Here is a 26152-nt window from a genome sequence, read left to right as displayed (position 1 = left end):
CGCTACTGTGCCCGATTTACCGGCAGTCGTCAGCGGGCTGACAGGTAGGTGCGCAGCATCGCGGTGACGGCCGTGATCTGGGCGAGCGGGACGTGCTCGTCGCGCTTGTGGGCGAGATTGGGGTCGCCGGGCCCGAAGTTGACGGCCGGGATGCCGCGGGCGGCGAAGCGCGAGACGTCGGTCCAGCCGTACTTGGCGCGCACGCCACCGCCGCCGTGAGCGTTGACCGAGTCGATCAGGGTGCGCGCGGCCGGTGCGGTGAGCCCGGGTAGCGCGCCCGGCGAGGAGTCGGTGACCACGAAGTCGACGTCGAGGCCGGCGAAGACCTCGCGCACGTGCTCGACGGCCTGCTCGACGGTCCGGTCCGGCGCGAAACGGAAATTCACATCCACCTCGGCGACGTCGGGCACCACATTGCCCGCCACCCCGCCGGAGACCCGCACCGCGGACAGCCCCTCGCGGTACACGCAGCCGTCGATGTCGACCTCGCGCGCCTCGTAGGCGCCGAGCCGGGCCAGCACCGGGGCCAGCCCGTGGATCGCGTTCACGCCGAGCCAGGCCCGCGCCGAATGCGCGCGCACCCCCGAGGTGCTCAGCCGCACCCGCAGCGTGCCCTGGCAACCGGCCTCGATCCAGCCGCCGGAGGGTTCGCCGAGCACGGCCAGATCGCCCTCGAGCCATTCCGGCAATTCGCGTTCGATGTGGCCGAGGCCGTTGAATTCGGCGGCGATCTCCTCACCGTCGTAGAAGATCAGCGTGAGGTCGTGCGCCGGGTCGGCGATGGTGGCGGCCAGATGCAGGAACACCGCGTCACCGGATTTCATGTCGACGGTGCCGCAACCGAACAGCACCGGCTCGCCGTCGACCTCCGCCGGGCGGCTCGGGACGTTGTCGGCGATCGGCACGGTGTCCAGATGACCGGCCAGGATCACCCGGGTCGGCAGGCCGCGGTGGGTGCGCGCGAGCACCACATTGCCGTGCCGCAGCACTTCGAACCCGGTGGTCTGCTCCCGTAATGCCTGCTCTACCAGGTCCGCGATCTTGGCCTCGTCGCGCGACACACTGGGCACATCGACGAGGGCGGCCGTGAGCTGAATGGGGTCGGCATGCAAATCGAGAGTCACATCTCGACAGTAGTACGGACCGCGCACCGGCTCTGTCGTTCACCGGGCGGCGCGCCATCGCCAAGCATCCGATCAGCAAATATTACGATTGTTTGACGATGAACCCCCTTGCGCGGCAGTGCATTTCCGTCGCGCTAGCGTTCTGGCGCTGCCCATTTCCGAGGGCATGCGAAACGAAGGGGATACACAGAAATGAAGTTCGGAAAGATCACTACCGCTGCAGTCATGGCGATCACCGCGATGGGGATTTCCGCGGCCACCGCCAACGGTCAGCCCGCCGTGGCGACCGAGCAGCCCGCTGTAGTGGCTTCGGGGGGCGCGACTTCGGGGACCAACAACGGCATCAACTACACCACCTCGGTCTCGCCGGCGGACAAGACCATCACCTGGGCCGTCGACAGCGGCCGGTTCGAGGTCGCGGCCGACGGCAGCGCCGTGCTGCTCAAGACCGCTGACGGCGTCACCGTCGACCAGGCGCCGCTGCGCTCCGAGGTCGCCGGCCTGCCGATCGCGGTGAACCAGCAGATCAGCGAGGACGGCAAGACCGTCAAGCTGGCCGCGTCGATGACGCAGGAGGACACCGCGAAGCTGCAGAGCATCGCGGGCGCCAAGGACATCAGCTCCTACGACCGGCTGATGGAGCAGGTCAACAAGAACCTGCCCGGCATCGTCATCGGTGGCATCATCGGCGCGTTCATCCCGTTCCTGTGGCTGATCACCATCCCCGCCGGGATGCTGATCGGCGGCTACGTGATGGGTGGCCAGGAATTCCTGGACTCCGTGATCGCGTTCGCCACCGGCCAGCCCTGATCGGCGAACAGCTGTACCGCACGGGTGCGCGGGCGATTCTCGCTCGCGCACCCGTGCGCTGTCCGGGGGTGGCCGACACAATCGCGCGCGCACCCGGCAAAATGAGCGATGTGAGTATTCAGGGAGCAACCGCAGTCGGAATCGCCAACGTGACCTCGGACGGCACCGTCCTCGACACCTGGTACCCCAGCCCCGAGCTGGGCGAATTCACCGAGACCGGCTCCAAGCGCGTCGACGCGGCCGAGGCGGGCGATTTCGCCGAGCTCCTCGGCGCCGACGCGGCGCGCGGCGTCGAGGTGATCGCGGTGCGCACCACGATCGCCGACCTGTCGGCCGCTCCGGTCGACGCGCACGACGTGTACCTGCGCCTGCACCTGCTCTCGCACCGGCTGGTCCAGCCGCACGGGGTGAACCTCGACGGCCAGTTCGGCCTGCTCAGCAATGTCGTGTGGACCAACCACGGCCCGTGCGCGGTGGAGGGCTTCGAGCAGACCCGGCTGAAGCTGCGCGCCCGCGGCCCGGTGACGGTTCTCAGCGTGGACAAGTTCCCCCGCATGGTCGACTACGTGGTGCCCACCGGCGTGCGCATCGGCGACGCCGACCGCGTCCGCCTCGGCGCGCACCTGGCCTCCGGCACCACCGTCATGCACGAGGGCTTCGTGAACTTCAACGCGGGCACCCTGGGCAACTCGATGGTGGAGGGCCGCATCTCGGCAGGCGTCGTGGTCGGCGACGGCTCCGACATCGGCGGCGGCGCCTCGACCATGGGCACCCTGTCCGGCGGCGGCACCACGGTCATCTCGGTCGGTGAGCGTTCGCTGCTCGGCGCCAACGCCGGCCTCGGCATCCCGCTCGGCGACGACTGCGTCCTCGAGGCCGGCCTGTACCTGACCGCGGGCACCAAGGTCACCGCGCCGGACGGCACCGTCGTCAAGGCCGCGACCCTGGCGGGCCGGAACAATCTGCTGTTCCGGCGCAACTCCACCACCGGCGCCGTCGAGGTGGTCCCGCGCGCGGGCACCGGCATCGAGCTCAACGCCGCGCTGCACGCCAACGACTGAGTCGTACTTCCCCGGCGGCCCCGCACTCGTCGAGTGCGGGGCCGCTGTGATTCAGCTCACCATCACGAATCGTCGCGCCGGCGCATCCCATGATCGAGACGCGGAATCCACAGCAGGAGGCTGAGATGAACATCGTGGTGGTCGGAGCGGGTTATGCGGGTGCGGTGGCGGCCAACCGGCTGGCGAAGAAGGTGACCGACGCGCGGATCACCGTGGTGAATCCGCGACCGGATTTCGTGGAGCGGGTGCGCCTGCACGAGCAGCTCGCCGGGACCGGTGCCGCGGCCACTCCGCTGAGCCGGGTGCTCGGCGCGGGCATCACGGCCAGGGTGGCCGGAGTGGACAAGATCGGTGACGGCGTCGTCACCCTCGACGACGGCGACAGCCTCGACTTCGATCACCTCTTCCTCGCGGTGGGCAGCACGGTCGACCCGCTGGCCGGCACGATCGGGGTGGGCACCTGGGAGGGCGCCGAACAGGCCCGCGCGGCGCTGGGCGGCCTGTCCGGCGGCGCCGCGGTGACGGTGATCGGCGGCGGACTCACCGGCATCGAGACCGCCGCGGAGGTCGCCGAGGCCCGGCCGGAGCTGCGAGTCCGCTTGGTGGGCAACGAGATCGGGGCCAGCCTGTCCGCCGGTGGACGCCGGCGGGTGCGCACGGTGCTCGACCGGCTCGGGGTGCAGGTCGTCACCGACGCGGTCGACGCGGTCGAGGACGGACGGGTGCTGCTGCGCTCGGGTGCCGTTCTCGACACCGCGCTGACGCTGTGGGCTGTCATCGGTGCCGTGCCCCCGCTCGCCGCGCGCAGCGGTCTCGCCGTCGACGCCGACGGCAGGGCGGTCGTCGACCCCTCTCTGCGCAGCGTGAGCGATCCGCGCGTGTTCGCCATCGGCGACTGCGCGGCGGTCCCCGGCGCCCGGATGGCCTGCGCGACCGCCGCACCGCAGGGCGCGCACGCCGCGGACACCCTCGTCAGGATGATCGCGGGACGCGAACCACGGCCCTACTCCATGGGATACAGCGGTCAGGCACTGAGCCTGGGCAGGCGGAACGCGCTGGTGCAGACCTCCCGCCGGGACGACTCGCCGCTGCCGATCTCCTACGCGGGCCGGGTGGCGGCGTTCACCAAGGAACGCGTCGTCCGGTACGCGGCGTGGAGCGCGCGCTCGGGCGTCAGCGTCTGGCTGCCGGGCCCGCGGGCATGACAGCGGCCGACGAGTTCGCCGACAATCGCGGCCTGCTGTTCTCGATCGCCTACGAGATCCTCGGCTCGGTCGTCGACGCCGAGGACGTGCTGCACGACAGCTACCTGCACTGGTCCGCCGTCGACCACGCGCGGGTCGAGCATCCGCGCGCCTACCTCGCCCAGATCGTCACCAGGCAGGCGATCGGCGTGCTGCGCACGGCCGCGCGGCGCCGCGAGGAGTACATCGGGCCGTGGCTGCCCGAACCGCTCGCGGCGCCGTCGGACGGCGGGGTCGAGCACGTGCTCACCGGCGAGGCGGTGACCACCGCGATGCTGCTGGTCCTCGAGACCCTGACGCCGGTCCAGCGCGCGGTGTTCGTGCTCCGCGAGGTCTTCGCGTTCAGCTACGCCGAGATCGCCGAGGCGGTCGGCAAGTCCGAAACCGCGGTGCGGCAACTCAATCAGCGCGCCAGGGCGCGGGTGCACGAGAAGCGGCACGCCGCCGTCGCCACGCCGGAGCAGGCACGCTCGGTGGTCGAGCGGTTCTCGGTCGCGGCGGCGACCGGCGACGTGCAGGCGCTGATGGACGTGCTGGCGCCCGACGTGGTCTACCTCGCCGACGGCGGCGGTGTGGTCAGCGCGGTCCGCAGGCCGGTCGTTGGTCCGGACAAGGTCGCCCGGCTGCTCATCGGCCTGTTCCGCAAGGGCGCGCGCCTCGGCGAGCTCGGGGTGCACTTCGGTGTCTACAACGCCATGCCCACGGTCGCCGCGACCGTCGACGGCGTCCTCGACCAGGTGACCTCGATCGAGGTCACGGGCGAGCTGGTCACCGCGGTCTACTGCGTCCGCAATCCGGACAAGCTCGGGGCGGTCCGGATCCCGACCTGAGATCGCGCTCACCTCGTCGGCCGAACCCTCGACTCGGCTCCGCCCGGGGGCTACGCTCATAGTTATACGGAGCCGTATAATTGGAGGATCGGCATGGCACTTCCCCCCGGTCAGCGAGCCATCGACGGATTTCCCCGCTTCGGCACACACCTGCATCATCCACCGCCGCCGGTCCCGGCCGAGCCGACGCTGGAACTCGGCGGCGCGGTGGCCGAGCCGCTCACCTTCACCCTCGACGAGCTCGCGACGCTGCCGCGGCGTGAGCTCGTCGCCGACTTCCACTGCGTAGCGGGCTGGTCGGCCACCGGCCTGCGCTGGGCCGGGGTGCCGTTCGCGGAGCTCTACCGCGCGCGGATCGAGCCGATGCGCACCGGCGCGATCAGCCACGTGGTGTTCGAGGGACTCGACGGATTCCAGTCGGTCGTCCTGCTCGAGGACGCCCTCGGCGAGGACGTGCTCATCGCCGACCGGCTCGACGGGCAACCGCTCGACAGCGACCACGGCGCGCCGATCCGGCTGGTGAGCCCGAGCCAGTACGGGTTCATCAATACGAAACACCTGTGCCGCATCGCATTCCACACCAGCCAACCGCACGACCCCGATCGGTTCTCCCCGCTGGCCGGGCATCGCCGAGCCCGGGTATGGGAGGAGGAGCGACACCGCTACCTGCCCGGTCGCCTGGTGCGGCCGATCTACCACCGCCTGATCGAGCCGATCCGGCGGGCGAGCGCCAAGGGCAGCACCGCGTCCTGATCAGCCGAGCAGCTTCTTCTGCACCTTGCCCATCGCGTTGCGCGGCAGGGTGTCGACGAAGCGGACCTCGCGCGGGCGCTTGTGCGCCGACACCTGGGCGCCGACATGGGCGATCAACTCGGCGGCGTCGACCGCGCCGTCCCTGGCGACGACGAAGGCCACGATGCGCTGGCCGAGGTCGTCGTCAGGCAGGCCGACCACGGCCACCTCGGCCACGGCCGGATGCCCGAGCAGCGCGGTCTCGATCTCGCCCGCGCCGACGCGGTAGCCGCCGGATTTGATCAGGTCGATGGATTCGCGGCCGACGATGCGGTGGAAGCCGTCGGGGTCGATGACGGCCACGTCACCGGTGCGGAACCAGCCGTCCTCGGTCCAGTCGGCGGCGGTGGCGTCGGGCCGATTCAGGTAGCCGCTGAACAGCATCGGGCCGCGCACCTGCAGTCCGCCGATGCTCTCGCCGTCGTGCGGGACGGGCGCACCGGACTCGTCCCGCAGCCGCGTCTCCACCCCGCGCACCGGCGTGCCGACCCAACCCGGCCTACGTTCGCCGTCGGCCCTGGTCGAGAGGGTGATCATCGTTTCGCTCATCCCGTAGCGCTCCACCGGCGGCTGCCCGGTGAGCTCGGCCAGCTGCTCGAACACCGGGACCGGCAGCGGCGCGCTGCCCGACACCAGCAGGCGCGCCTTGCCCAATTCCCGTGCCAGCTCCGGCTTCTCGACCATCCGCGACCACACCGTCGGCACCCCGAAGTACAGGCTGCCCCCGGCCGCCGCGTACGCCTCCGGCGTCGGCTTGCCGGTGTGGATCACCGGGCTGCCCACCCGCAGCGGGCCGAGCAGCCCGAGGATCAGGCCGTGCACGTGGAACAGCGGAAGTCCGTGCACCAGTGTGTCTTTCCAGGTCCAGTCCCACGCCTCGGCGAGCGCGTCGAGACCGGCAGCGATCGCGGCGCGGCTGAGCATCACGCCCTTGGGCGCGCCGGTGGTGCCCGAGGTGTAGAGGATGAAGGCGGTCGAGGCCGGATCGGGTTCGGGGTAGCTGTGCCAGGACCGCGCGTGCAGCCGCACCGGAACCACGGGCAGCGTCGTCTCCTCCGGCGCCGCGCCGAGCCAGGCCTGGGCGCCGGAATCGCGCAGGATGTGCGCGAGCTCGGCGGCGCCGGAATCCGGCGGCACCGGCACGACCGTGACCCCGGCGATCAGGCAGCCGACCACCGCGAGCACCGTGCGCACGGTCGGCTCGGCCAGCACCGCCACGCGGTCGGCGCGGGCGATCCGCTCGGCCACCGAGGTCGCCGCACCCAGCAGATCGGAGCGCGAGAGCGTGGCATCATCGATGGTGACGGCGTCGGGGATGTCGGCCCCGGCGGCGACGGCGATCGGATTCAGCGAGGCGAGCAGCAGCGGCGGACCGTAGGACATCCGTCCACGCTAACGCGACGAGGTTCTCCCGCGCCGCGCCGCCGTCCGTTGACACCCCCGTCGACGTGATGAGACATTCTTCGTATAGTTCTCTCACCGATGAAAATGGGGTCAACGATGACCATCCTCGCTCGCTCACGTTCGCGTCAGAACGATCCGGCGGACTTCGACATCCGGGACTACATCGACGGGGCCGCCGCCTTCTACGGCGCGACCGCCAACGTGATCATGCAGCTGAGCCTGGCCCCGGTCGGTTACGGCGTCGCGGAATCGCGTGTGCACAGCGGCAGCATCATGCGTCATCCGGTGAAGCGAACGCGCACGACCCTCACCTATCTGTCGGTGGCGCTGATGGGCGACGACGCCGATCGCGCCGCCTTCCGCACCGCCGTCAACGGCGCCCACAAATACGTCCACTCCACGGCCGACAGCCCGGTGAAGTACAACGCCTTCGACCGGAACCTGCAGATGTGGGTGGCAGCCTGTCTCTACTGGGGCTCGATCGACGTGATGAACCGGCTCTACGGTCCCGTCGACGACGAGATCGCCGACACCTTCTACTCCTTCGCCCACCACCTCGGCACCACCCTGCAGGTCCCGCGCGAGATGTGGCCCGCCGACCGCGCCGCCTTCGCCGCCTACTGGGCCGAGAACCTGCCCAAGACCAGCATCGACGCCACCATCAAGGCCTACTTCGACGATCTGCTCGACCTGAAGATGATCAGCCCGCCGCTGCGCGTGCCCTTCGCCCGGTTCCACCGCTGGTTCACCACCGGCCTGCTCCCGCAGCACCTGCGCGACGAGATGGGCATGACCTGGACCGAACGCGACGAGCGCAGGCTCAACCGCCTGATGCGCGCCACCGGCCGGGTGTCGGAGCGGATGCCGCGGGTGATCCGCAACTTCCCGTTCAACGCCACCCTGGCCGACATGCGCCGCAGGCAGCGCAGGGGCACGCCGCTGATCTAGTCCATGTGCGGGTAGCGGTAGTCGGTCGGCGGGACGAAGGTCTCCTTGAGCACGCGCGGCGCGACCCAGCGCAGCAGGTTGGTCGGCGAGCCCGCCTTGTCGTCGGTGCCCGACGCCCTCGCCCCGCCGAAGGGCTGCTGGCCGACGACCGCACCCGTCGGCTTGTCGTTGACGTAGAAGTTGCCCGCCGCGAAACGCAGTGCGGCGGCGGACTTCTCGATCACGGCGCGGTCCCTGGCGAAGACCGCGCCGGTGAGGGCGTACGGGGACGCCGTGTCGACCTCGCCGAGCAGCACGTCGAAGGCGTCGGGCGCGTTGTCGTCGTAGACGTAGACGGTCAGGATGGGGGCGAAGTACTCGGTGCGGAACGCCTCGTCGCGCGGGTCGTCGGGCAGCAGCACGGTCGGGCGGACGAACCAGCCCACGCTGTCGTCGTAGGTACCGCCCGCCGCGATCGTGATACCGGCATCCCTGGCGCGTTCGATAGCGGCCACGCCTTTGTCGTAGGCGCGCTGATCGATCAGGGCGCCACCGAAATTCGCGAGATCGGCGACGTCGCCATAGGCGAGTCGATCGACGGTGGCCAGGAACCGCTCGCCCATCGTCCGCCACAGCGACCGCGGCACGTAGGCGCGGGAGGCGGCCGAACACTTCTGGCCCTGGTATTCGAAAGCGCCGCGAATCATGGCCGTGGACAACGCATCCGGGTCGGCGGAGGGGTGGGCCAGGATGAAGTCCTTGCCGCCGGTCTCGCCGACCAGACGCGGATAGCCGTGGTACTCACCGATATTCGCGCCCACCTGTCGCCACAGGTGCTGGAAGGTTCGCGTCGACCCGGTGAAATGGATGCCGGCCAGGCGTGGGTCGGCCAGCGCGACCTCCGACAGGTTCCTGCCGTCCCCGGTGACGAGGTTGATCACCCCGGGCGGCAGGCCCGCCTCGAGCAGGATCCGCATCGTCACCCAGGCCGCCAGAGTCTGTGTGGGCGAAGGCTTCCAGATCACCGTGTTGCCCATCAGGGCGGGCGCGGTGGGCAGGTTGCCCGCGATGGCGCTGAAGTTGAACGGGGTGATCGCGTAGACGAAGCCCTCCAGCGGGCGGTAGTCCATCCGGTTCCAGACCCCGCGGCTCGACTGCGGTTGCCCCTCGAGGATCTGGCGCGCGTAGGCCACGTTGAACCGCCAGAAGTCGATCAGCTCGCACGGTGCGTCGATCTCGGCCTGCACCGCCGACTTCGACTGCCCGAGCATCGTCGCCGCCGCGATCGTCTCCCGCCACGGCCCCGCCATCAGATCGGCGGCGCGCAGCAGCACCGCGGCCCGCGCGTCGAACGACAGCTCCCGCCACATCGGGGCGGCCGCGCAGGCCGCCTCGATCGCGTCGCTCGCCTCCTCGTGTGTGGCGTCGGTGCAGGTCCCCAGCACCAGCGACCGCTGATGCGGCGCGACGATCGCATGCCGCTCCCCCGCCCCACTCCGCTGCTCACCCCCGATCACCAGCGGCACGTCCACACACTCCCCCGCGACCTCCGCCAGCTTCTTCCGCAACCGCTCCCGCCCCGCCGTGCCCGGCGCATACGACTGCGCGGGCTCGTTCACCGGCACCGGAACCTCGGAGACAGCGTCCATACCCCGAGGCTATCGCCGATCCGCCATGATCGCCCGGACCGACCACCCCCGCGTGTGCCGGCTGGGTTCCATCGCCGAACATCAGAGGAGACGCAAACCTTCCAGGCTCGCGAGGGTCCATGTGTACCTACCGTGTTCGAACCTTGACAATCACCGCGGCATAGCCTTCTTCAGATCGTCAGCGAATCCTTGATCCTTCTCCTCGTATTCTCGCGCTGAAGTGTCGAGTGTTGTTGCAACGGCCTGCAAACGATCTACGTGGTACTGAACCACCTTGTCCATTGCCTGAAGCACTTCCTCTGCTCGCGCGAAGGACTTGGGGTGGATCGCGCCCTGCCGAGTAGCTTCGCGTTCCGTCTTTGCCACTGGCTTCTTCACCACGATTAAACCCGCGCGCCAGCGAAGGCCGCCTGCCAATTCACGGAGCCTCGCCGGCACGATGTTCATTTGAGTCCTCCAGCTGAACCCTCGGCCACAAATCGATCGTATATTCGTTGCCCTTCAGCTATCGCAGCCTTCCGAGCCTTCTGATGGGTGGCGATAATCAAATCTGCGAGCACATCCATGCCTCTCTCATTGGCATGATCAGCGAGCCAGATCGAAGTTATGGCCCCCAGAGTGTTCACCTCGAGAAACACAGTCCCGTCTTGAGAATAGGCGCTCCCGCGCGCGTTATCAGTTGCTTCATTGAGCGCACGCACTCGGCGCGCTAGCCTACGAGGTTCCTCAATCATTGACGTCAACCTCGCCGAAGATGCGATGGCACATACACGAAGTCCTCCATCTCATCATGTTCACCCTCAGTCGACGATGCAACAGATCGGACAGGCCGATTCGAGTGGAGCAAACTTTCAACTTGTCCGGTCGCGTCGCCCATGGCGACCCTGTGTCGGTCGGCGATCGTCGCTGCCAGACGATCGGGTCCGTCATCCATTGCAAAGTCTGCGAGTCGGAGGCTGCAAATTGCGCCGGATATATCAACTTCGATCGCAACAGAGCCATCGAATGAGGAGCAACTGCCACGCACCTCAGAGATCAATCGATCACGACTTCGATCATCCGAAGACATAGAAATAGTCATCCCTTCGCGATCCGAGCCTACTTTGTAAACATGGCGTCAGCAGACTCGACATAAGTCAATTCTGCGTCTGGAGTGATGAATCGCGTGCCGAATTTGAATCGAACATCCGATCCCGATTCCTGCCAGCCCACCGATTGCACGGGCTCACGGTTCTTTATAAAGACCATATAGCCCATGTAAGACCCATCCGAACCTCCCTTGTCCGGAATCCCCGTGATGCACTTTTCGTCCAGACTCATCCCCCCGTTTTCGTTGATCTTCTGAACAGTCGTGGATGCCCCCACGTATATCGCCCGGTCCCACTCGCCAGTCCATCCAGCATTTTCAGTCAATTGACGCATCGAGACCGACACAGTCTTGCGCTCCACTGCAGCAGCAAACTCAGCAGATAGGCGATCGCTCGAGCCCAGCGGTTCCTCGCGACCGTTGAGATCGAAAGCCTCCGATGCACAACTCGCCTCAACAGAGGCAGAGTCACATGACGTGACACTCAGCGCAATTGCTGCCGATACCAGGAGCGTCGCAGCACAGATAGCGGATTTTCTCATTTCACTTCCCCTTTGGCGCTGGCACTTCAGCCCCCGGCTGCCATGCAGTTCCGCCCACTTGAACACTGTTACTGAAACCGATCTGTGCGTTATCGTCCGGCCCCACCAACACAATCGCCTTGTTGTCATCGATTGCCGCCTGCACTGCAGAGCCGAGCTCCGCCGGTGAGGCATTCATATTTTCGGTCCCGATCGTTCGACCGAGTTTGTTGTTGTACAGATCCATCGCTTCGCGGGCAGCGGGATTTCCACCTACCTGCTCGTGCGCGGAAGCAAATGAGGAAGTCCATTCCGAGCCGAATTCCTGGGTCATTCGCGCATTCCAGTACATATGTCTGTACGCGTCACCATGCCCGTCATTCAAGGCACGAGGATCGTTCTCATACGCCGTCTCAGCGGCAGCCGTCGCCTCGGCCTGTATATCGTAGAAGGTCTTCAAGTTCATCAAACCGCCCGGCTGCGATGATAGCGCAGCAAGAGCAGCGGCTTCTCCTGCCGACATGGCCTTCGGTTCAATACTCGGATCGACGGTGCGCAAAGCCTCCAAGAGAGCACCACTTGGGAACACGACCATTTCATCGCTGCCGTCGACCTGATACTCGGACATAATTCCAGCCAAAGTCGGATCAGTCGGTTTCGAAACCAACGCAGTCCGCACCGATTCCGGAAGCCGCTCCAGCAGGCGACTCATCTCGGCTTGCATCATTTGGTCCGCTTCGATGACCCGGCTCGTCACGATTCGAAGTTTTGACTGATAATACTGTGCAGCTACCGTTTTCGCTGCAACAGCGCCCGGCCCCTGAAAGAAGAGCAACTCCCAGTTCGATTTACGCGACTCTACGTCTCCATCATCGGTATGGAATAGATCATAGTCTGAGTCTTCTATGTCTCCGATTATGTCTTTAAGCTCGTCCTGAGCAGCCAGGAACACACTAGTGACGCCAGCAACCTGAACGGAAAGATCGTTGAGGATATCCACGGTAATCAGACAGTCCTTTCGGTCATCCCCGAACGTCGTACGCAGCGCGTCGCCCGCCGCACCCTCAAAGTAGGGCCCAGACTCCTGCACCGAACGGTTGGCGGCCTCGATATTCTGTTCTATCTGTGTCGCGGCGCCGGTCAGAGCGCCAGGAAGACCCGATGCCGGTGCTAGATTCCAGCCCATTATCTGACTGATCGTGATCTGCTCTTCGGTCATCGTGAAGTTACCCCCATCTGCCCAACAACGAACCCGATGCCTCTATCTTCAGTTTTCGCGATGGTCGTCCATTGGAGTGACACAGCTCCAGATTCGTGCCACTCGCGGCACACTGCCGTACAAGACCTCTTCCCCAGCGTGTTTCCCACCCCCGTCAACTCGGCCATGGCGTCAGGCCGCACTAGCAGCAAGACCAGTAGCTCGAACCCTTCCCGACTATGCCAGGCGTTCGGCCGTAGTGGCGAATTCGGCAGGCCCACCTGCCGCGGCAGCCGCGGGTGCGCGGCCAGATAGACGGTGCCCATGCCCCCTCGGCCGAGCCGCCGGTCGATCCGATACCCGGCGAACACCGTGCCCGCGCCGAACTCCACCCCGTGCATCCGTGACGAGCCTTTCGATCCTGTACCGCTCCGACTGCCGGACCCTAGCCGATCCGGCAGCCGGAGCGCGAGGTCAGCTCAGGTCGTCGGCGATGATGCGTTCGATATTGCGTTCGGCCAGTGCGGTGATGGTGACGAACGGGTTCACGCTGGTGTTGCCCGGGATGAGGGCGCCGTCGATGACGTAGAGGCCCCGGTACCCGTGCAGACGGCCGTAGTTGTCGGTGGCCTCGTTGAGCACGCAGCCGCCCAGCGGGTGATAGGTGAAGTCGTCACCCCAGGTCTTGTAGACGCCGAACAGGTCGGTCCGGTAGATCGTGCCCTCCTTGCTGTTGATCTTGTCGAAGATGCGCTTGGCCGCGTTGATCGAGGACTGGTTCCAGGAGGTCTGCCAGTTCAGATCCACCTTGCCGGTGCCGGAGTTGAACGTGAACTTCGCGCGGTTCGGGTTCTTGGTGATCGCCAGGTACAGGCTCACGTACGTCTCCAGACCGGCCGGGAACGGCGCGACCTCGGCGAAGGCGGGCCCGCCCGCGTCGGCCCAGTTGTCGATGCCCAGGCACGGCATCGACGACTGCAGGCTGCCGGTGGCGTCCCACATGTGATTGGCGCGCCCGACCATCACATTGCCGTTGTTGCCCCACTTCTGGCCGACCGCGTCGGACAGGTCGCGCAGGTTCCCCTTGGCCTTCATGGCCACCAGCAGCTTGCTGGTGCCGACACTGCCCGCGGCGAAGAAGACCCGGTCCGCGACAACCTTTTTGGTGGCGGTGGTGCGGCCCTGGGTGTCGATCTGGGCCATCTCCACCTCGTAGCCGCTGCCGCTGGGCGTGACGGCGGTGACCATGTGCTGGGCCGCGATGGTCACCCTGCCGGTGCCGGTGGCCGCGGCCAGGTAGGTCTTGTCGAGGGACCGCTTGCCCGCGTTGTTGCCGTAGATCACCTCACCGGCCAGCGCCGAGCGGCGCACCGCGTTCGCCTGCTCCTTCTTCATGTACTCGAAGTCGTAGACGTTGGGCACGAAAGTCCATCCGAAGCCGGATCTTTCGGCATGCTTGCGGCCGACGCGCGCGAATTGGTAGCACTCCGCCGATTCGAACCAGTTCTTGTCGATGTGGTTCACGCCGAGCGCGCTGTTGGCGCGCGGGTAGTAGGTGGCGTACATCTCGTCGGCGTTCACCGAGGGCAGGATCGCGGCGAAGTTCTCCCGCTTCGGCGTCACCGCCATCCCGCCGTTGACCAGCGATCCGCCGCCGACGCCGCGCCCCTGGTAGACCCGGATGCCACCGAAGCCCTCGGAGTCGAGCACGCCGGTGTACCGGTCGATGTCCTTGTTGTAGGAGCCGCCCATGAAGTAGCCCACCGGCTGATCGGTGGTGTCGCGCAGCCAGTAGGACCGGCCGTCGGGTTCCAGTACGGGACAGAAGATGTCGCCGTCGGGCCCCGGCTTCGTCCAGGACATGCCCATCTCGGCGACCAGGACGTCGACGCCGGCCTGGGCCAGGCGCAGCGCGGCGACCGAGCCGCCGTAGCCGCTGCCGATCACCAGGGCGGGCACGGTGTCGCCGTCGGCCGCGGGCGCCGCGGCGGCAACCGCACGACTGCCCAGCGCTGCCGCACCCAGCGTGAAACCTGTTGCAGCTAGGAACCCGCGGCGCGACAGCCCCCCGGTGTAGCGGCTACTACCTGGCTTTTCATACAAGAATTCACGCAACGTGCGGCTCCTCATCGAGACAGCAATGAGAACCTGTTATACCGAGACTTGCAGTGAAACAAACACGTTTCGGACAAACGAAACCCCGGGCATCGCGATGCCCGGGGTTTGCGGAAGTGGTGGCTCAGACGAGACGTTCGGCCGCGGCGGCCACTCTCTCATCGGTCGCGGTGAGGGCGATGCGCACGTGCTCCGGCGAGCGGGGGCCGTAGAAATCGCCGGGGGCGGCGAGGATTCCGCGGTCGGCGAGCCAGTCGAGGGTGCGCCGGCACGCCTCGCCGCGGGTGGCCCACAGGTACAGTCCCGCGTCGGAGTGATCGATGCGGAAACCGGCCTGCAGCAACGCCTTTCGCAGGATGTCGCGGCGCGCGCGGTACCGTTCGCGCTGCCGGGCCTCGTGCTCGTCGTCGTTCAGGGCCGCGGTCATCGCGGCCTGGATCGGGAACGGCAGCATCATGCCCGAGTGCTTGCGCACCTCGAGCAGTTCGGCGACCAGTTCCGGGTCGCCGGCGACGAAACCGGCGCGGTAGCTGGCCAGGTTCGAGGTCTTCGACAGCGAGTGGATCGCCAGCAGACCGGTGTGGTCGCCGTCGCACACGCGCGGGTCGAGGATCGAGAGCGCCTCGCCCTCCCAGGTCAGGCCCAGGTAGCACTCGTCGGAGGCGACGATGGCCCCGCGCTCGCGCGCGAACGCGACAACCTTGCGCAGATGCTCGAGCCCGAGCACCTTGCCGGTGGGGTTCGACGGCGAGTTCACGAAGATCAGGGCCGGATTCTGCGGCCCGATCTGGGTGAGACCGTCGGCCCGCCACGGCTTCGCGCCTGCCAGCAGGGCGCCGACCTCGTAGGTCGGGTACGCGATCTCGGGGATCACGACCAGATCGTCGGCACCGAGCCCGAGCAGGCGCGGCAGCCCGGCGATGAGCTCCTTGGTGCCGATCACCGGCAGCACCGCCGCCGGATCGACACCGGTGATCCCGAACCTGCGCGCCATCGCGGCCACGGCCGCGGCGCGCAGTTCAGGGGTGCCGTGTGTGGTCGGGTAACCGGGCACCTCGGCGACCGAGTTCAACGCCACCTGGATCAGCGGGTCGACCGGGTCGACGGGCGTGCCGACCGACAGGTCGACCAGCCCACCGGGGTGCGCGGCCGCCTTCTGCTTGACCGCGGCGATGGTGTCCCAGGGAAAATCGGGCAGCAGTGAGCTGACCCTCATTCTTCGGCCATGGGGGGCAGCGCCTTGATGAACGGCGGGTCGTAGTCGACCACACCGACCTTGGTGGCGCCACCGGGCGAACCGAGCTCGTCGAAGAAGTCGACGTTGGCGTTGATGTAGCCGCTCCACTGATCCGGGGTGTCGTCCTCGTAGAAGATCGCCTCCACGGGGCAGACCGGCTCACACGCACCACAGTCAACGCACTCGTCGGGTTGGATGTACAGCATGCGGCCACCCTCGTAGATGCAATCCACGGGGCATTCCTCGATGCACGCCTTGTCCTTCACGTCAACGCACGGTTCAGCGATGATGTACGGCACTGCCGTTCTCCTAGTCTGTCCTCACCTGCGGTGGTACTCCGCCACCCGAAACCCTATCCCGAGACCACACCTCAGTCCCAGGTCAGCCTGCCCTAACTCACACTCTCGATCAGCCGATCGAGAGCGGCAGCGGCGACGGTGCCGCGTCCACCCGGCCGTAGACGGTGGTGCGCTGGCGCACCGGGCGACCGATCCCGTGAGCGACCTCGGCCAGTTCGGCCACGGTCTTGGCGGAGCCGTGCTGGGAACCGGCCATCCGGGAGATGGTCTCCTCCATCAGGGTGCCACCCAGATCGTTGGCGCCGCCGGTGAGCATCACCTGGGTGCCCACCGTGCCGAGTTTCACCCAGCTGGTCTGGATGTTGTCGATGCGGCCGTGCAGCATGATGCGCGCGAGGGCGTGCACCGCGCGGTTGTCCCGGTTGGTCGGGCCCGGCCGCGCCGCGCCCGCCAGGTACAGCGGGGCGCTCTGGTGCACGAACGGCAGCGGCACGAACTCGGTGAACCCACCGGTCTCGTCCTGGATACCGCGCAGCACCCGCAGGTGGCCCACCCAGTGCTTCGGATTGTCCACGTGGCCGTACATCATCGTCGAGCTCGACGGGATGCCCAGCTGGTGCGCGGTGGTGATCACCTCGATCCAGGCCGAGGTGGGCAGCTTGCCCTTGGTGAGGACCCAGCGCACCTCGTCGTCGAGGATCTCCGCGGCGGTGCCGGGAATCGAGTCGAGTCCGGCCTCCTTCAGCGCCGAGAGCCAGTCGCGGATGCTCTGGCCACCCCGCGAGGCGCCGTTGACGATCTCCATCGGGCTGAACGCGTGCACGTGCATCCCGGGGACGCGGGCCTTGATCGCCCGCACCAGATCGGCGTATCCCGTCACCGGCAGTTCGGGATCGATGCCACCCTGCATGCAGATCTCGGTGGCGCCGTCGACGTGGGCCTCCCAGGCCCGGTCGGCGACCTCGTCGGTGCTGAGGGTGAACGCGTCGGCGTCACCCTTGCGCTGGGCGAACGCGCAGAACCGGCAGCCGGTGTAGCAGATGTTGGTGAAGTTGATGTTGCGGTTCACCACGTAGGTGACGTCGTCCCCGTTGACCTCGCGGCGCAGCGAATCCGCCAGCGCCGCAATGGCGTCCAGGTTCACCCCGTCGGCGGTGGCCAGCGTCAGGTACTGGTCGTCGGTGAGCCCGGCCGGGTCGCGCTCGGCCGCGCGCAGCGCCTCGAGCACCTCGGAGTCGAGCCGCTCGGGCGCGGTGGTGGCCAGGTCGCGGGCGTGTTCGCGGATGGTCTCCCAGTCGCCGAACGCGCCGACCACCTCCTGGCCGAGCCCGGAGTCGCTGCGGCTGTCGGTGTTGCGGCCCTCGGTGTCGATGGCGGTGTTCAGGTCGACGCGGCCCACCGAGTCCCACGACTCGTCGGGCTCCTGCCACGGCAGGCCCACCGGGAGCGCGTCGGGGTTCGCCAGCCCGGTCGCCGGGTCGGTGAGCGCGGCGACGTGCGCGCCGATGCGCGGGTCGATCCACGGATGCCCGGCGCGCACGTACTTCGGATGCGCGGAGGTGCGCTCGACCAGGGTGTAGCCCGCGGCCTCGGTGATCTCGCGCAGGGTGTCCAGGTTCGGCCACGGACGTTCCGGGTTGACGTGGTCGACGGTGACCGGGGAGACCCCGCCCCAGTCGTCGATGCCCGCGTCGATCAGCGCACGGCAATCGCTGTGCGAGACCAGGTTCGGCGGCGCCTGTACCGGCACGTCGGGCCCGAGCAGCAGACGCGTCACCGCGACGGCGGCCAGGAACTCCTCGACCCCGGCGTCGGGTGTATCGCGCATGGCCGTGTCGTCCTTGGCGCGGAAGTTCTGCACGATCACTTCCTGGATGTGCCCGAACTCGCGGTGCTGGCGGCGGATCGCCATGATCGACTCGGCGCGCTCGGCCATGGTCTCGCCGATGCCGACCAGGATGCCGGTGGTGTAGGGCACCGAAAGCCTGCCCGCGTCGGTGATCGCGCGCAGCCGCACGGCCGGGTCCTTGTCGGGGCTGCCGTAGTGGCACTGACCCTTCTCGGTGAACAGCCGGGTCGAAGTGGTCTCGAGCATCATGCCCATCGACTGCGCGACCGGCTTGAGCCGCGCGATCTCGGCCCAGCTCATCACGCCGGGGTTCAGATGCGGCAGCAGCCCGGTCTCCTCGAGCACCAGGATGGAGACGGCGCGCAGGTAGTCCAGGGTGGAGTCGTAGCCGCGCTCGTCGAGCCACTGCGCGGCCTCGGGCCAGCGGTCCTCCGGCCGGTCGCCCAGGGTGAACAGGGCTTCCTTGCAGCCCAGTGCCGCGCCCTGCCTGGCGATCTCGAGCACCTCGTCCGGTTCGAGGAACATGCCGTGGCCCTCGGCGCGCAGCTTGCCCGGCACCGTCACGAACGTGCAGTAGTGGCATTTGTCGCGACACAGGCGGGTCAGCGGGATGAACACGTTGCGCGAGTAGCTGATGGTGCGTGGACGGCCCGCGGATTCCAGACCGGCGTCACGGACCCTGGCCGCGCTGGCGCACAGGTCGGCGAGATCGTCGCCGGTGGCGTGCAACAGGACGGTGGCCTCGTCGACATTCAGGGTGACGCCGTCACGGGCCCGGCGCAGGGCCCGGCGCAGGGCGGCGGGCGTCGGCGGCGGCAGTGGAACGCTCGGCAGCGGAAGGTCGGTCACCCCGTCGATCATGCGCTACTTCTTTCCGGAACGTGCGGTCGGCTGGTCACGGACCCGTGGATGGGCGTGCGGCGGACGTCCCCGTCGCCACCACAACCCACTGGACGACCACGCGTATTCCCGAGCGGGGAGAACTCGACCCGCCCGCATGCCACGATGGATCCATGTCGTTGCCGCGCTCCACCATCCTGGCCGAACCGGCCTGGCGTCCGAGTTCCAAGGCCAAGCTGCTGTGGGCGGTGGAGAACGCGATCGCGGTTCTCGTGCTGTGCGCGCTGCTCGTGGTGTGGTTCGTGCTCGACACCGACCACCGCGGCTGGCAGGTGGCCGCGGCACTGGCGCTGATCGTGCTCGCGGTGGGCGGGGTGGTCGTGGTGCCGCTGTGGCGCTACGCCGTGCATCGGTGGGAGGTCACCGACGAGGCCGTGTACACGCGGGTCGGGTGGCTGGATCAGGAGTCGCGGGTCGCGCCGATCTCGCGGGTGCAGACCGTCGACACCGAGCGCGGGCCGCTGGAGCGGATGCTGGGGCTGGCGACGGTCACCGTCACCACCGCGTCCTCGGCGGGCGCGGTGAAGATCAGCGCGCTGGATCTGCCCGTCGCCGAACAGGCCGTCGCCCGACTGGCCGCCATCGCCGCCCAGCATCGCGGAGACGCCACGTGAGCGCACCGAGCACCGAGCAGCTCGAGTGGCAGCGTCTCGATCCGCGCATGCTGCTGGTGTATCCGGTGACCGAGGTCGTGAAATACATTCCGGTGCTGCTCGGTTCGATCATCCTCGGCACCACCAGCGGCAATCCGCTGTGGGGCCTGATCCCGGTCGTGTTCGTCGCCGCGGCCGGTGTGGCCAGGTACTTCACCACCTCCTATCGCGTCGACGCCGATCATGTGCGCCTGCGCACCGGCATCATCCAGCGCAAGACCCTGTCGGTGCCACGGCCCCGGATCCGTTCGGTGGACGTCGAGGCCGACCTGCTGCACCGGGTACTCGGCTTGGCGGTGCTCGAGATCGGTACCGGCGCCCAGGCCGACAAGGGCGAGGGCTTCAAGCTCGACGCGCTGGACACCAGCCGGATTCCCGCGCTGCGTGCCGAATTACTCTCCCACACCGGCCAATTCGCGCCGGGCAGGTCCGCCGAGGACGCGGCGCCGCACGTGACGCGGCCCGACGCCGCGACGGAATCGGGACGCGAGATCGGGCACTGGCGCGCCGCCTGGGTCCGCTACGCGCCGCTGTCGCTGACCGGGCTCGCCGTCGTCGCGCCCATCGCGGGCCTCGGCGCCCAGTACGGGCTCATCGACGTGGTGTCGGATTCGGCGCCGGTGCGCGGGCTCGGCGACGACAGTGCCCCGATCGTGCTGATCGTGATCGTCGGATTGCTGCTGCTGTCGCTGACACTGGTGAGTTTGGCCGCGTGCGCTCAGTACCTCGCGACCTGGTTCGGCCTGCGGGTGATCGACAACGGCGCCACCCTGCACCTGCGCCACGGCCTGTTCACCACCCGCCAGATCACCCTCGACCTGGCCCGCTTCCGCGGCGCCACCCTCAACGATCCCCTCCTGCTGCGCGCCGCCAAGGCCGCCCAGCTGGAGATGATCATGACCGGCGAGAACCCGCGCCAGAAGATCCTCCCCCAGGCCCCGCGCGCCGCCGTCGAACGCACCCTCGACGAACTCCTGCGCACCCGCCGCCGCCCTGGCGAGCCGATCCACCCCGAGCCGAAGTCATCCGCCGCGCCGGGCCAGTGGGCACTGAACACCGCGCAGCACGACACCGCGGCGCCGGCCCAGCCGACACCCGACACCGGACACCACGAGCCGCCGTCATCGGCGCCGAGCCCGTGGTCACGGGGCGCCGAGGGGTACGACGCGGCGAACGCCGCCGTGCCGGTCCAGCCGGCACACGAGGCCGGACAACGCGGGCCCACGGCATCGGCCACGCCCGAGGAACGGCGGCTGACCAAGGGGTACGCGGCGACGGAGGGTGGCGAGCCAGCGAATCATGCTGCGCCACAACCGATCACCGGTGCGACGCTGGGGATGATCGAGCTGGTTCGGCACGGCCCGGCCGCGCATCGCAGGCGGTTCACCAAGGCCGCGTGGCCGGTGGGTGGCGTGGTCGTGGCGCTGGTGGTGCTCGCGGTGGTCCGGGGGCCGCTGCCGGTGGGGGTGTGGGCGATCCCGGTGGTGTTCGCCGTGGCCATGGCCGCGCTGGCCGAGGACAGGTACCGCAGTCTCGGCCATCGCGTTCTGCCCGGCAGCACCGGACCGACCTGGCTGATCACCCGCCGCGGCAGCCTCGATCGCCATCGCGACTGCCTGGAATCCCCGGGCATCATCGGCTGGACCATCCGCCGCACCTTCTGGCAGCGGCGGGCGGGCCTGGCGAGCGTGGTCGCCGCCACCGCGGCAGGCAAGAAGGCGTACCTGGTCGACGACATCCCGTTCGACCAGGCCGTCGCCCTCATCGAGGCCGTCGCCCCCGGCCTGCAGGGGCACCGCTGATCAGGCGGCGTACTTCGCGAACGGCAGGCCGGTGCCGGTGGTGATCAATCGCGGCAGGCTCTCGGTGATGTAGTAGGTCCAGCCGCGCGAGCACGCGTCGAAGCACTCCGATTCCGCGGCGGTCAGGCCCCTGTGCGTGAAGTGCAGGGTGGTGCCCGTCTCGTCCGCCGTGATGTCGAAGACGACGTCGGTGCCGGTCCACTCGTCGCGGTCGGCGACGAAGCTGAGGTCGGAGTCGACGACGTGCCAGACCACGCGCTCGCCCGGCACCACCTCGGTGATCCGGAACCGGCTGAACCGGATGCCTTCCTTTTTCGTCCGCGCCGTCTCGCCCGCGTAGTGGATGTCGTCGGTGAAGACGAATTCGTCGCCGACGGCGGCGGTGTCGCCGATGATGTTGCGGTTCCACCAGCCGCGCACATCGGTGACGGCCGCGAAGACCTCCGCCGGCGGATTGCTCACCGTCATCGTCGCGTTCAGGTACTCGGTGTTGGTCATCGTCTCGCCTCTCCGTGTCGGGTGGTTTTGCCCCACCGACGAAGGAGCGGGCGCGCGATCGACATCGGCGCGAAAAAACTTCCGCGAGATTTTCCTCAGCATTCGCGGAGGCGTTCTTCCAGGTAGCGGCGCTCGGCAGCGGTGGGCGCGAGTTCCAGCGCCGCCTCGTACGACGCGGCGGCTTCGGCGCGCCTGCCGTCGCGGCGGAGGAGATCACCCCTGGTCGCGGGCAACAGGTAGTAGCCGTCGAGGCGCCCGGACGCGGCCAGCTCGTCGACGAGGGCGAGCCCGGCGGAGATCCCGTCGGCCATCGCGACCGCCACGGCCCGATTGAGGTCGACCACCGGCGACGGAGCCACTCGCGCGAGTTCGCCGTAGAGCACGGCGATCTGCGCCCAGTCCGTGGCCGCCGCGTCGGGCGCGGTGGCGTGACAGGCGGCGATCGCGGCCTGCACCTGATACGGGCCTGGGCGGCCCATGCCGAGGGCGTCGTCGAGCGTCCGCACGCCTTCGGCGATCAGCGCGCGATCCCAGCGGGAGCGGTCCTGGTGCTCCAGCGTCACGAGGACACCGCGGTCGGTGCGGTGCGCGCGGCGGGACTCGAGCAGCAGCATCAGGGCCAGCAGACCGCGTGCCTCCGGCTCGGTGGGCAGCAGCCCGACCAGGACGCGCGCGAGATGGATTCCCTCGGCGGCCAGTCCCCGCGTTCCGTCCTCGTCGTCGTAGCCCTGGTTGAAGATCAGATAGAGCACCGCCAGGACGGAGTGGAGCCGTTCCGGCAGCAGTTCGGCGGGTGGCACGCGGTACGGGATGCCCGCCTCGGTGATCTTGCGTTTCGCGCGTACCAGGCGCTGCGCCATCGTGGACTCGGCCGTCAGGAACGCCTTCGCGATCTCGGCGGTGCTGAGCCCCGCCAGCGTGCGCAACGTGAGGGCGACCCGGGCCGGGAACGGCAGCGCCGGATGGCAGCAGGTGAAGATCAGCCGCAACCGCTCGTCCGGAATGCTGTCGGCCCGCGGCTCGATCGGGTCCCGTACCAGCACGGCGAGCTGGCGCAGCTTCGCGGCCGCGGCCGTGTCCCGGCGGAGCCGATCGATCGCGCGGTGGCGCGCGGTCGTCGTGAGCCATGCCCCGGGACGGCTCGGGACACCGTCGCGCGGCCACGTGGTCAGTGCCGCGGCGAACGCCTCCTGCGCGCAGTCCTCCGCGAGATCCCACTCGCCGGTGTACCCGATCAGGGTCGCGACCACCTGTCCCCACTCGTCGCGATACGCCGCGGCCACCGCCGCGCGAACGTCCTGCGGCGCGGTCATTCCCAGACGGGGCGGATCTCGACGCAACCCCGGCGCGCGTACGGATGGCGCGCCGCGATGGCGATCGCGTCGTCCAGATTCGCGCAGTCGATGATGTCGATACCGCCGACGAAGTCCTTGGTCTCCGCGAACGGCCCGTCGGAAACGAGCGTCTCGCCGTCGCGCACGCGCACGGTCGTCGCGGCCGCCACCGGACGCAGGCGCGCGCCGCCGAGACCGGCCCCGCGCCGGGCCACCTCGTCCGAGAACTCCTGATACGCCGGATCGGCGGCGATCTCCTCCATGGTCGGCGAAGTCGTCTCGTCGTCGCAGATCAACAACACGTACTTCATGCCGTCATCATGCCCGACCCGCCGACCCCGATCCAGCGTCCGACAACGCATCGGGGCGGGTCGAGTGGCGCGTCACGCCACCTCGACCCGGCCCGATCCGGTTTGCCGCCACGGCTCAGACGGCCGCCTCCTCCAGCTCCGGTTCCGCCTCGTCCGCAACCACTTTCGCGTCCCGCATGAGGATCACCGCGAGCACGGCCGCCGCCACCGAGGCCAGGGCGCCGACGCCGAAGGTCACCTGCATGGCGGTGCAGAACGCGTCACGAGCCAGGCCGATGACGGTCTCGTCGCCGGTGCCGATCGCGCCCGCGATCGACTCCCTGGCCGGGGCGGGCGCCGAGTCCGGCATGGCACCGGCGAAGGTGCCGGCCAGGATGGCGCCGAGCACCGCGACGCCGAGTGCGGCACCGGCCTGCTGGATCGTGTCGTTGAGCGCCGAGCCGACACCCGCGTGGTCCCCCGGCACCGCGCTCATCAGCGCACCGATCGCGGCGGGCATGGCCAGACCGCCACCGGCGCCGAGCAGCGCCATCGCCACGGCGGGCAGGGTGAAGCTCGCCCCGGCGTCGAGGGTGGCCAGCACCGCGAACCCACCCGCGATGACGATCAGCCCGGCGATGGTGACCAGCCGCGGCCCGACCTTGCCCACCAGCAGCGCGCCGCAGGCATTGGCGATGAGCAGGGTGACCGCCATCGGGGTGAAGGCGAGCGCGGTCCGCATCGGCGAGTAGTCGAGCACGAACTGCAGGTACTGGGTGAGCACGAGCACCAGACCGCCGTTGGCGAAGGTCACCAGGACCAGCGAGAAGCTCGAACCGGTGAAGGTGCGGTTGCCGAACAGCTGCAGCGGGACCATCGGCTCGTCGGTGCGCCGCTCGCGAATCACGAAGGCGCCCAGCGCGAGCAGGGTGACCGCGAATCCGGCCAGCACCCCGCGATCGGTCCAGCCCGAGTGCGGCACGGAGATGATGGTCCACACCAGGGCGGTCATGCCGAGGATCGAGGTCAGCATGCCGGGGAAGTCGGGCTTGCGCCACGGCCCCTTGGACTCGGGCATCAGCACCAGCGCCGCGATGATCGCGACCACCACGATCGGCACGTTCAGCACGAACACCGAGCCCCACCAGAAGTGGTCGAGCAGCACACCGCCGATGACCGGCCCGCCGACCATGCCCACCGTCGCCACGGCACTCCACGCGCCGATCGCCTTGGGGCGCTCCTCGTCGTCGAACACGGTGATCAGGATCGAGAGCGTGCTCGGCATGATCAGCACGCCACCGATGCCCATCAGGGCCCGGCCCGCGATCAGCAGCTCCGGGCTGCTCGCGTAGGCGGCCAGCAGCGACGCGGCGCCGAAGAGCACCAGGCCGATCACCATCACCAGCCTGCGGCCGAAACGGTCGGACAGGCTGCCCGAGGTGAGCAGCAAGCCGGCGAAGACCAGCAGGTAGGCGTCGATGATCCACTGGATCTGCTGGGAACTCGCGCCGAGATCGGTGGCGATCTGCGGGATCGCGACGGTGAGGACCATGTTGTCCACGACCAGTACGAGCGAGCTCAGGCACAGCACGATCAGGATCAGCCAGCGGCGTGGATCGCGGGGCGCTCGGCCCACGGAAGTCGCGTCCATCTCGGTCTCCTTTCGAGGTTCTCCGCACGCTGTGCGGCGTTGTCGAACACTGTACGGTCACCGAACGTCGTACGCAATAGGAACGGTGTTCGGCACCCGTACAGTGTTCATTCAGGGGTTATGCTGTGCGGACACGACCCAGCACAGGAGGCAGCGGATGGAGATCGCATCGGTATGGACCAGGCCTGCGCGGGAGCGGCGCGATCAGCCCGCGCTGAGCCGGGACCAGATCGTGGCCGAGGCGATCGCCCTCCTCGACGCCGAGGGCTTCGACGCCCTGAGCATGCGCAAGCTGGGAGCCCGGCTCGGCGCGGGCGCGACTTCGCTCTACACCCACGTCGCGAACAAGGACGAGCTGCTCGAACTGGTCGTCGACCACGTCATCCGTGAGGTGCCGTGCCCGGAGCCCGATCCCGCCCGCTGGCGCGACCGCGCGCACGAGCAGGCCGACGGACTGCGCGCGACGCTCCTGGCGCACCCGTGGATCAGCATCGTGTTCAGCAACGCGGCACTGACCTATCTCGGCCCGAACATGATGCGGCTCACCGATTCGATGCTGGCCATCGTGGAGGCGGGTGGCTTCGACGACGAGACCGTCGATGTCACGACGAACACGCTGTTCCGGTTCATCATGGGCTCCACGACCAACGATGCCGCGATGCTGGTGACAGTCGCGCGCAGCGGCCTACCGCCCGAGCAGTGGGTCGACAAGGTGATGACCGCCAGCATCGCCGCGTCGGCCGCCTACCCCCGACTGCACCGCCGCTACGTCGAGCAGCGTCCGCAGGTGGTGGCGGAGGCGGCGGCCGGACAGCTGAGTCTGTTCACCCAGTCGATCGACCTGATTCTGGACGGCGCGGAGACCCGCCGCGCCTGA

The 26152-nt window shown here is 68.5% G+C and carries 24 protein-coding genes; 9 read left to right on the top strand and 15 right to left on the bottom strand.

Features of this window, described 5'->3' with window-relative positions; translation table 11 throughout:
- Positions 1-29: 29 nt before the first annotated feature.
- On the bottom strand, positions 30-1124 hold the full coding sequence (gene dapE, locus AB0H56_RS04265; RefSeq protein ID WP_357156891.1) for a succinyl-diaminopimelate desuccinylase: 1095 nt from the start codon (positions 1122-1124) through the stop codon (positions 30-32).
- A 225-nt stretch (positions 1125-1349) separates the two neighbouring features.
- Here dapE and AB0H56_RS04260 point away from each other — a divergent pair, with 225 nt between their 5' ends.
- The 5 genes from AB0H56_RS04260 (at position 1350) to AB0H56_RS04240 (ending at position 5822) form a co-directional block, all read left to right on the top strand.
- A complete protein-coding gene (locus AB0H56_RS04260; protein WP_233000546.1) occupies positions 1350-1934 on the top strand; it encodes a hypothetical protein in 585 nt (194 codons plus the stop codon).
- 110 nt (positions 1935-2044) lie between these two features.
- A complete protein-coding gene (gene dapD, locus AB0H56_RS04255) occupies positions 2045-2995 on the top strand; it encodes a 2,3,4,5-tetrahydropyridine-2,6-dicarboxylate N-succinyltransferase (RefSeq protein ID WP_357156888.1) in 951 nt (316 codons plus the stop codon).
- 125 nt (positions 2996-3120) lie between these two features.
- On the top strand, positions 3121-4200 hold the full coding sequence (locus AB0H56_RS04250) for an FAD-dependent oxidoreductase (protein WP_357156885.1): 1080 nt from the start codon (positions 3121-3123) through the stop codon (positions 4198-4200).
- A complete protein-coding gene (locus AB0H56_RS04245; protein ID WP_357157860.1) occupies positions 4197-5069 on the top strand; it encodes an RNA polymerase sigma-70 factor in 873 nt (290 codons plus the stop codon). The genes AB0H56_RS04250 and AB0H56_RS04245 overlap by 4 nt, the downstream gene beginning before the upstream one ends.
- A gap of 93 nt (positions 5070-5162) precedes the next feature.
- Positions 5163-5822 carry a molybdopterin-dependent oxidoreductase gene (locus AB0H56_RS04240; protein WP_357156883.1) on the top strand — a complete coding sequence of 220 codons (660 nt, stop codon included), beginning with the start codon at positions 5163-5165 and terminating at the stop codon, positions 5820-5822.
- Here AB0H56_RS04240 and AB0H56_RS04235 read toward each other — a convergent pair whose 3' ends face one another.
- Positions 5823-7244 carry an acyl-CoA synthetase gene (locus AB0H56_RS04235; protein WP_357156880.1) on the bottom strand — a complete coding sequence of 474 codons (1422 nt, stop codon included), beginning with the start codon at positions 7242-7244 and terminating at the stop codon, positions 5823-5825.
- 117 nt (positions 7245-7361) lie between these two features.
- On the opposite strand from AB0H56_RS04235, the gene AB0H56_RS04230 reads away from it, so the two are divergent.
- On the top strand, positions 7362-8213 hold the full coding sequence (locus AB0H56_RS04230) for an oxygenase MpaB family protein (protein WP_357156877.1): 852 nt from the start codon (positions 7362-7364) through the stop codon (positions 8211-8213).
- Here AB0H56_RS04230 and pruA read toward each other — a convergent pair.
- The 9 genes from pruA to AB0H56_RS04185 form a co-directional block, all read right to left on the bottom strand.
- The gene (pruA, locus tag AB0H56_RS04225; protein WP_357156874.1) at positions 8210-9841 is read right to left on the bottom strand and encodes an L-glutamate gamma-semialdehyde dehydrogenase; all 1632 of its coding nucleotides are present in this window, start codon (positions 9839-9841) and stop codon (positions 8210-8212) included. The two genes, AB0H56_RS04230 and pruA, sit on opposite strands and share 4 nt — an antisense overlap.
- Positions 9842-9991: 150 nt before the next feature.
- Positions 9992-10288 (bottom strand): type VII secretion target, encoded by a 297-nt coding sequence (locus tag AB0H56_RS04220; RefSeq protein WP_357156871.1) that lies wholly within the window; start codon positions 10286-10288, stop codon positions 9992-9994.
- The gene (locus AB0H56_RS04215) at positions 10285-10575 is read right to left on the bottom strand and encodes a YbaB/EbfC family nucleoid-associated protein (RefSeq protein WP_357156868.1); all 291 of its coding nucleotides are present in this window, start codon (positions 10573-10575) and stop codon (positions 10285-10287) included. Before AB0H56_RS04215 ends, AB0H56_RS04220 begins: the two co-directional genes overlap by 4 nt.
- A gap of 364 nt (positions 10576-10939) precedes the next feature.
- Positions 10940-11470, bottom strand: coding sequence for a hypothetical protein (locus AB0H56_RS04210; RefSeq protein ID WP_357156865.1), 531 nt, complete (start codon positions 11468-11470; stop codon positions 10940-10942).
- Position 11471: 1 nt separating this feature from the next.
- A complete protein-coding gene (locus tag AB0H56_RS04205) occupies positions 11472-12668 on the bottom strand; it encodes a hypothetical protein (RefSeq protein WP_357156862.1) in 1197 nt (398 codons plus the stop codon).
- 453 nt (positions 12669-13121) lie between these two features.
- Positions 13122-14762, bottom strand: a complete 1641-nt coding sequence (locus AB0H56_RS04200) for a GMC oxidoreductase (protein ID WP_357156859.1) — start codon at positions 14760-14762, stop codon at positions 13122-13124.
- Between the two features lie 124 nt (positions 14763-14886).
- Complete coding sequence (gene dapC, locus AB0H56_RS04195) at positions 14887-15978, bottom strand: succinyldiaminopimelate transaminase (protein ID WP_233000558.1); 1092 nt, start codon at positions 15976-15978, stop codon at positions 14887-14889.
- Entirely contained in the window at positions 15975-16298 is a 324-nt protein-coding gene (gene fdxA / locus AB0H56_RS04190) for a ferredoxin (RefSeq protein ID WP_110036615.1), read from the bottom strand. Before fdxA ends, dapC begins: the two co-directional genes overlap by 4 nt.
- A gap of 109 nt (positions 16299-16407) precedes the next feature.
- Positions 16408-19008 carry a bifunctional FO biosynthesis protein CofGH gene (locus tag AB0H56_RS04185; RefSeq protein WP_357156854.1) on the bottom strand — a complete coding sequence of 867 codons (2601 nt, stop codon included), beginning with the start codon at positions 19006-19008 and terminating at the stop codon, positions 16408-16410.
- A 152-nt stretch (positions 19009-19160) separates the two neighbouring features.
- On the opposite strand from AB0H56_RS04185, the gene AB0H56_RS04180 reads away from it, so the two are divergent.
- Both AB0H56_RS04180 and AB0H56_RS04175 read left to right on the top strand, forming a co-directional pair.
- A complete protein-coding gene (locus AB0H56_RS04180) occupies positions 19161-19661 on the top strand; it encodes a PH domain-containing protein (RefSeq protein WP_357156851.1) in 501 nt (166 codons plus the stop codon).
- Complete coding sequence (locus AB0H56_RS04175) at positions 19658-21502, top strand: PH domain-containing protein (RefSeq protein WP_357156848.1); 1845 nt, start codon at positions 19658-19660, stop codon at positions 21500-21502. Before AB0H56_RS04180 ends, AB0H56_RS04175 begins: the two co-directional genes overlap by 4 nt.
- Here AB0H56_RS04175 and AB0H56_RS04170 read toward each other — a convergent pair whose 3' ends face one another.
- The 4 genes from AB0H56_RS04170 to AB0H56_RS04155 all read right to left on the bottom strand — a co-directional run bounded on the left by AB0H56_RS04170 (position 21503) and on the right by AB0H56_RS04155 (position 25275).
- Positions 21503-22000, bottom strand: a complete 498-nt coding sequence (locus tag AB0H56_RS04170; protein ID WP_357156845.1) for an SRPBCC domain-containing protein — start codon at positions 21998-22000, stop codon at positions 21503-21505.
- Between the two features lie 95 nt (positions 22001-22095).
- Positions 22096-23313: a sigma-70 family RNA polymerase sigma factor gene (locus tag AB0H56_RS04165; RefSeq protein WP_357156842.1), complete on the bottom strand. Its 1218-nt coding sequence runs from the start codon at positions 23311-23313 to the stop codon at positions 22096-22098.
- Complete coding sequence (locus AB0H56_RS04160; RefSeq protein WP_357156839.1) at positions 23310-23645, bottom strand: YciI family protein; 336 nt, start codon at positions 23643-23645, stop codon at positions 23310-23312. The genes AB0H56_RS04165 and AB0H56_RS04160 overlap by 4 nt, the downstream gene beginning before the upstream one ends.
- Before the next feature lie 115 nt (positions 23646-23760).
- Positions 23761-25275: an MFS transporter gene (locus AB0H56_RS04155; RefSeq protein ID WP_357156836.1), complete on the bottom strand. Its 1515-nt coding sequence runs from the start codon at positions 25273-25275 to the stop codon at positions 23761-23763.
- A gap of 157 nt (positions 25276-25432) precedes the next feature.
- Between AB0H56_RS04155 and AB0H56_RS04150 the strand changes: the two genes are divergently transcribed.
- Positions 25433-26152, top strand: coding sequence for a TetR/AcrR family transcriptional regulator C-terminal domain-containing protein (locus AB0H56_RS04150; RefSeq protein WP_357156833.1), 720 nt, complete (start codon positions 25433-25435; stop codon positions 26150-26152).

The organism is Nocardia sp. NPDC050717 (assembly GCF_040654275.1).
Lineage (GTDB): Bacteria > Actinomycetota > Actinomycetes > Mycobacteriales > Mycobacteriaceae > Nocardia.
Note: the sequence above shows the minus strand (reverse complement) of the source record. Positions and strands in the feature narration are given on the sequence as shown.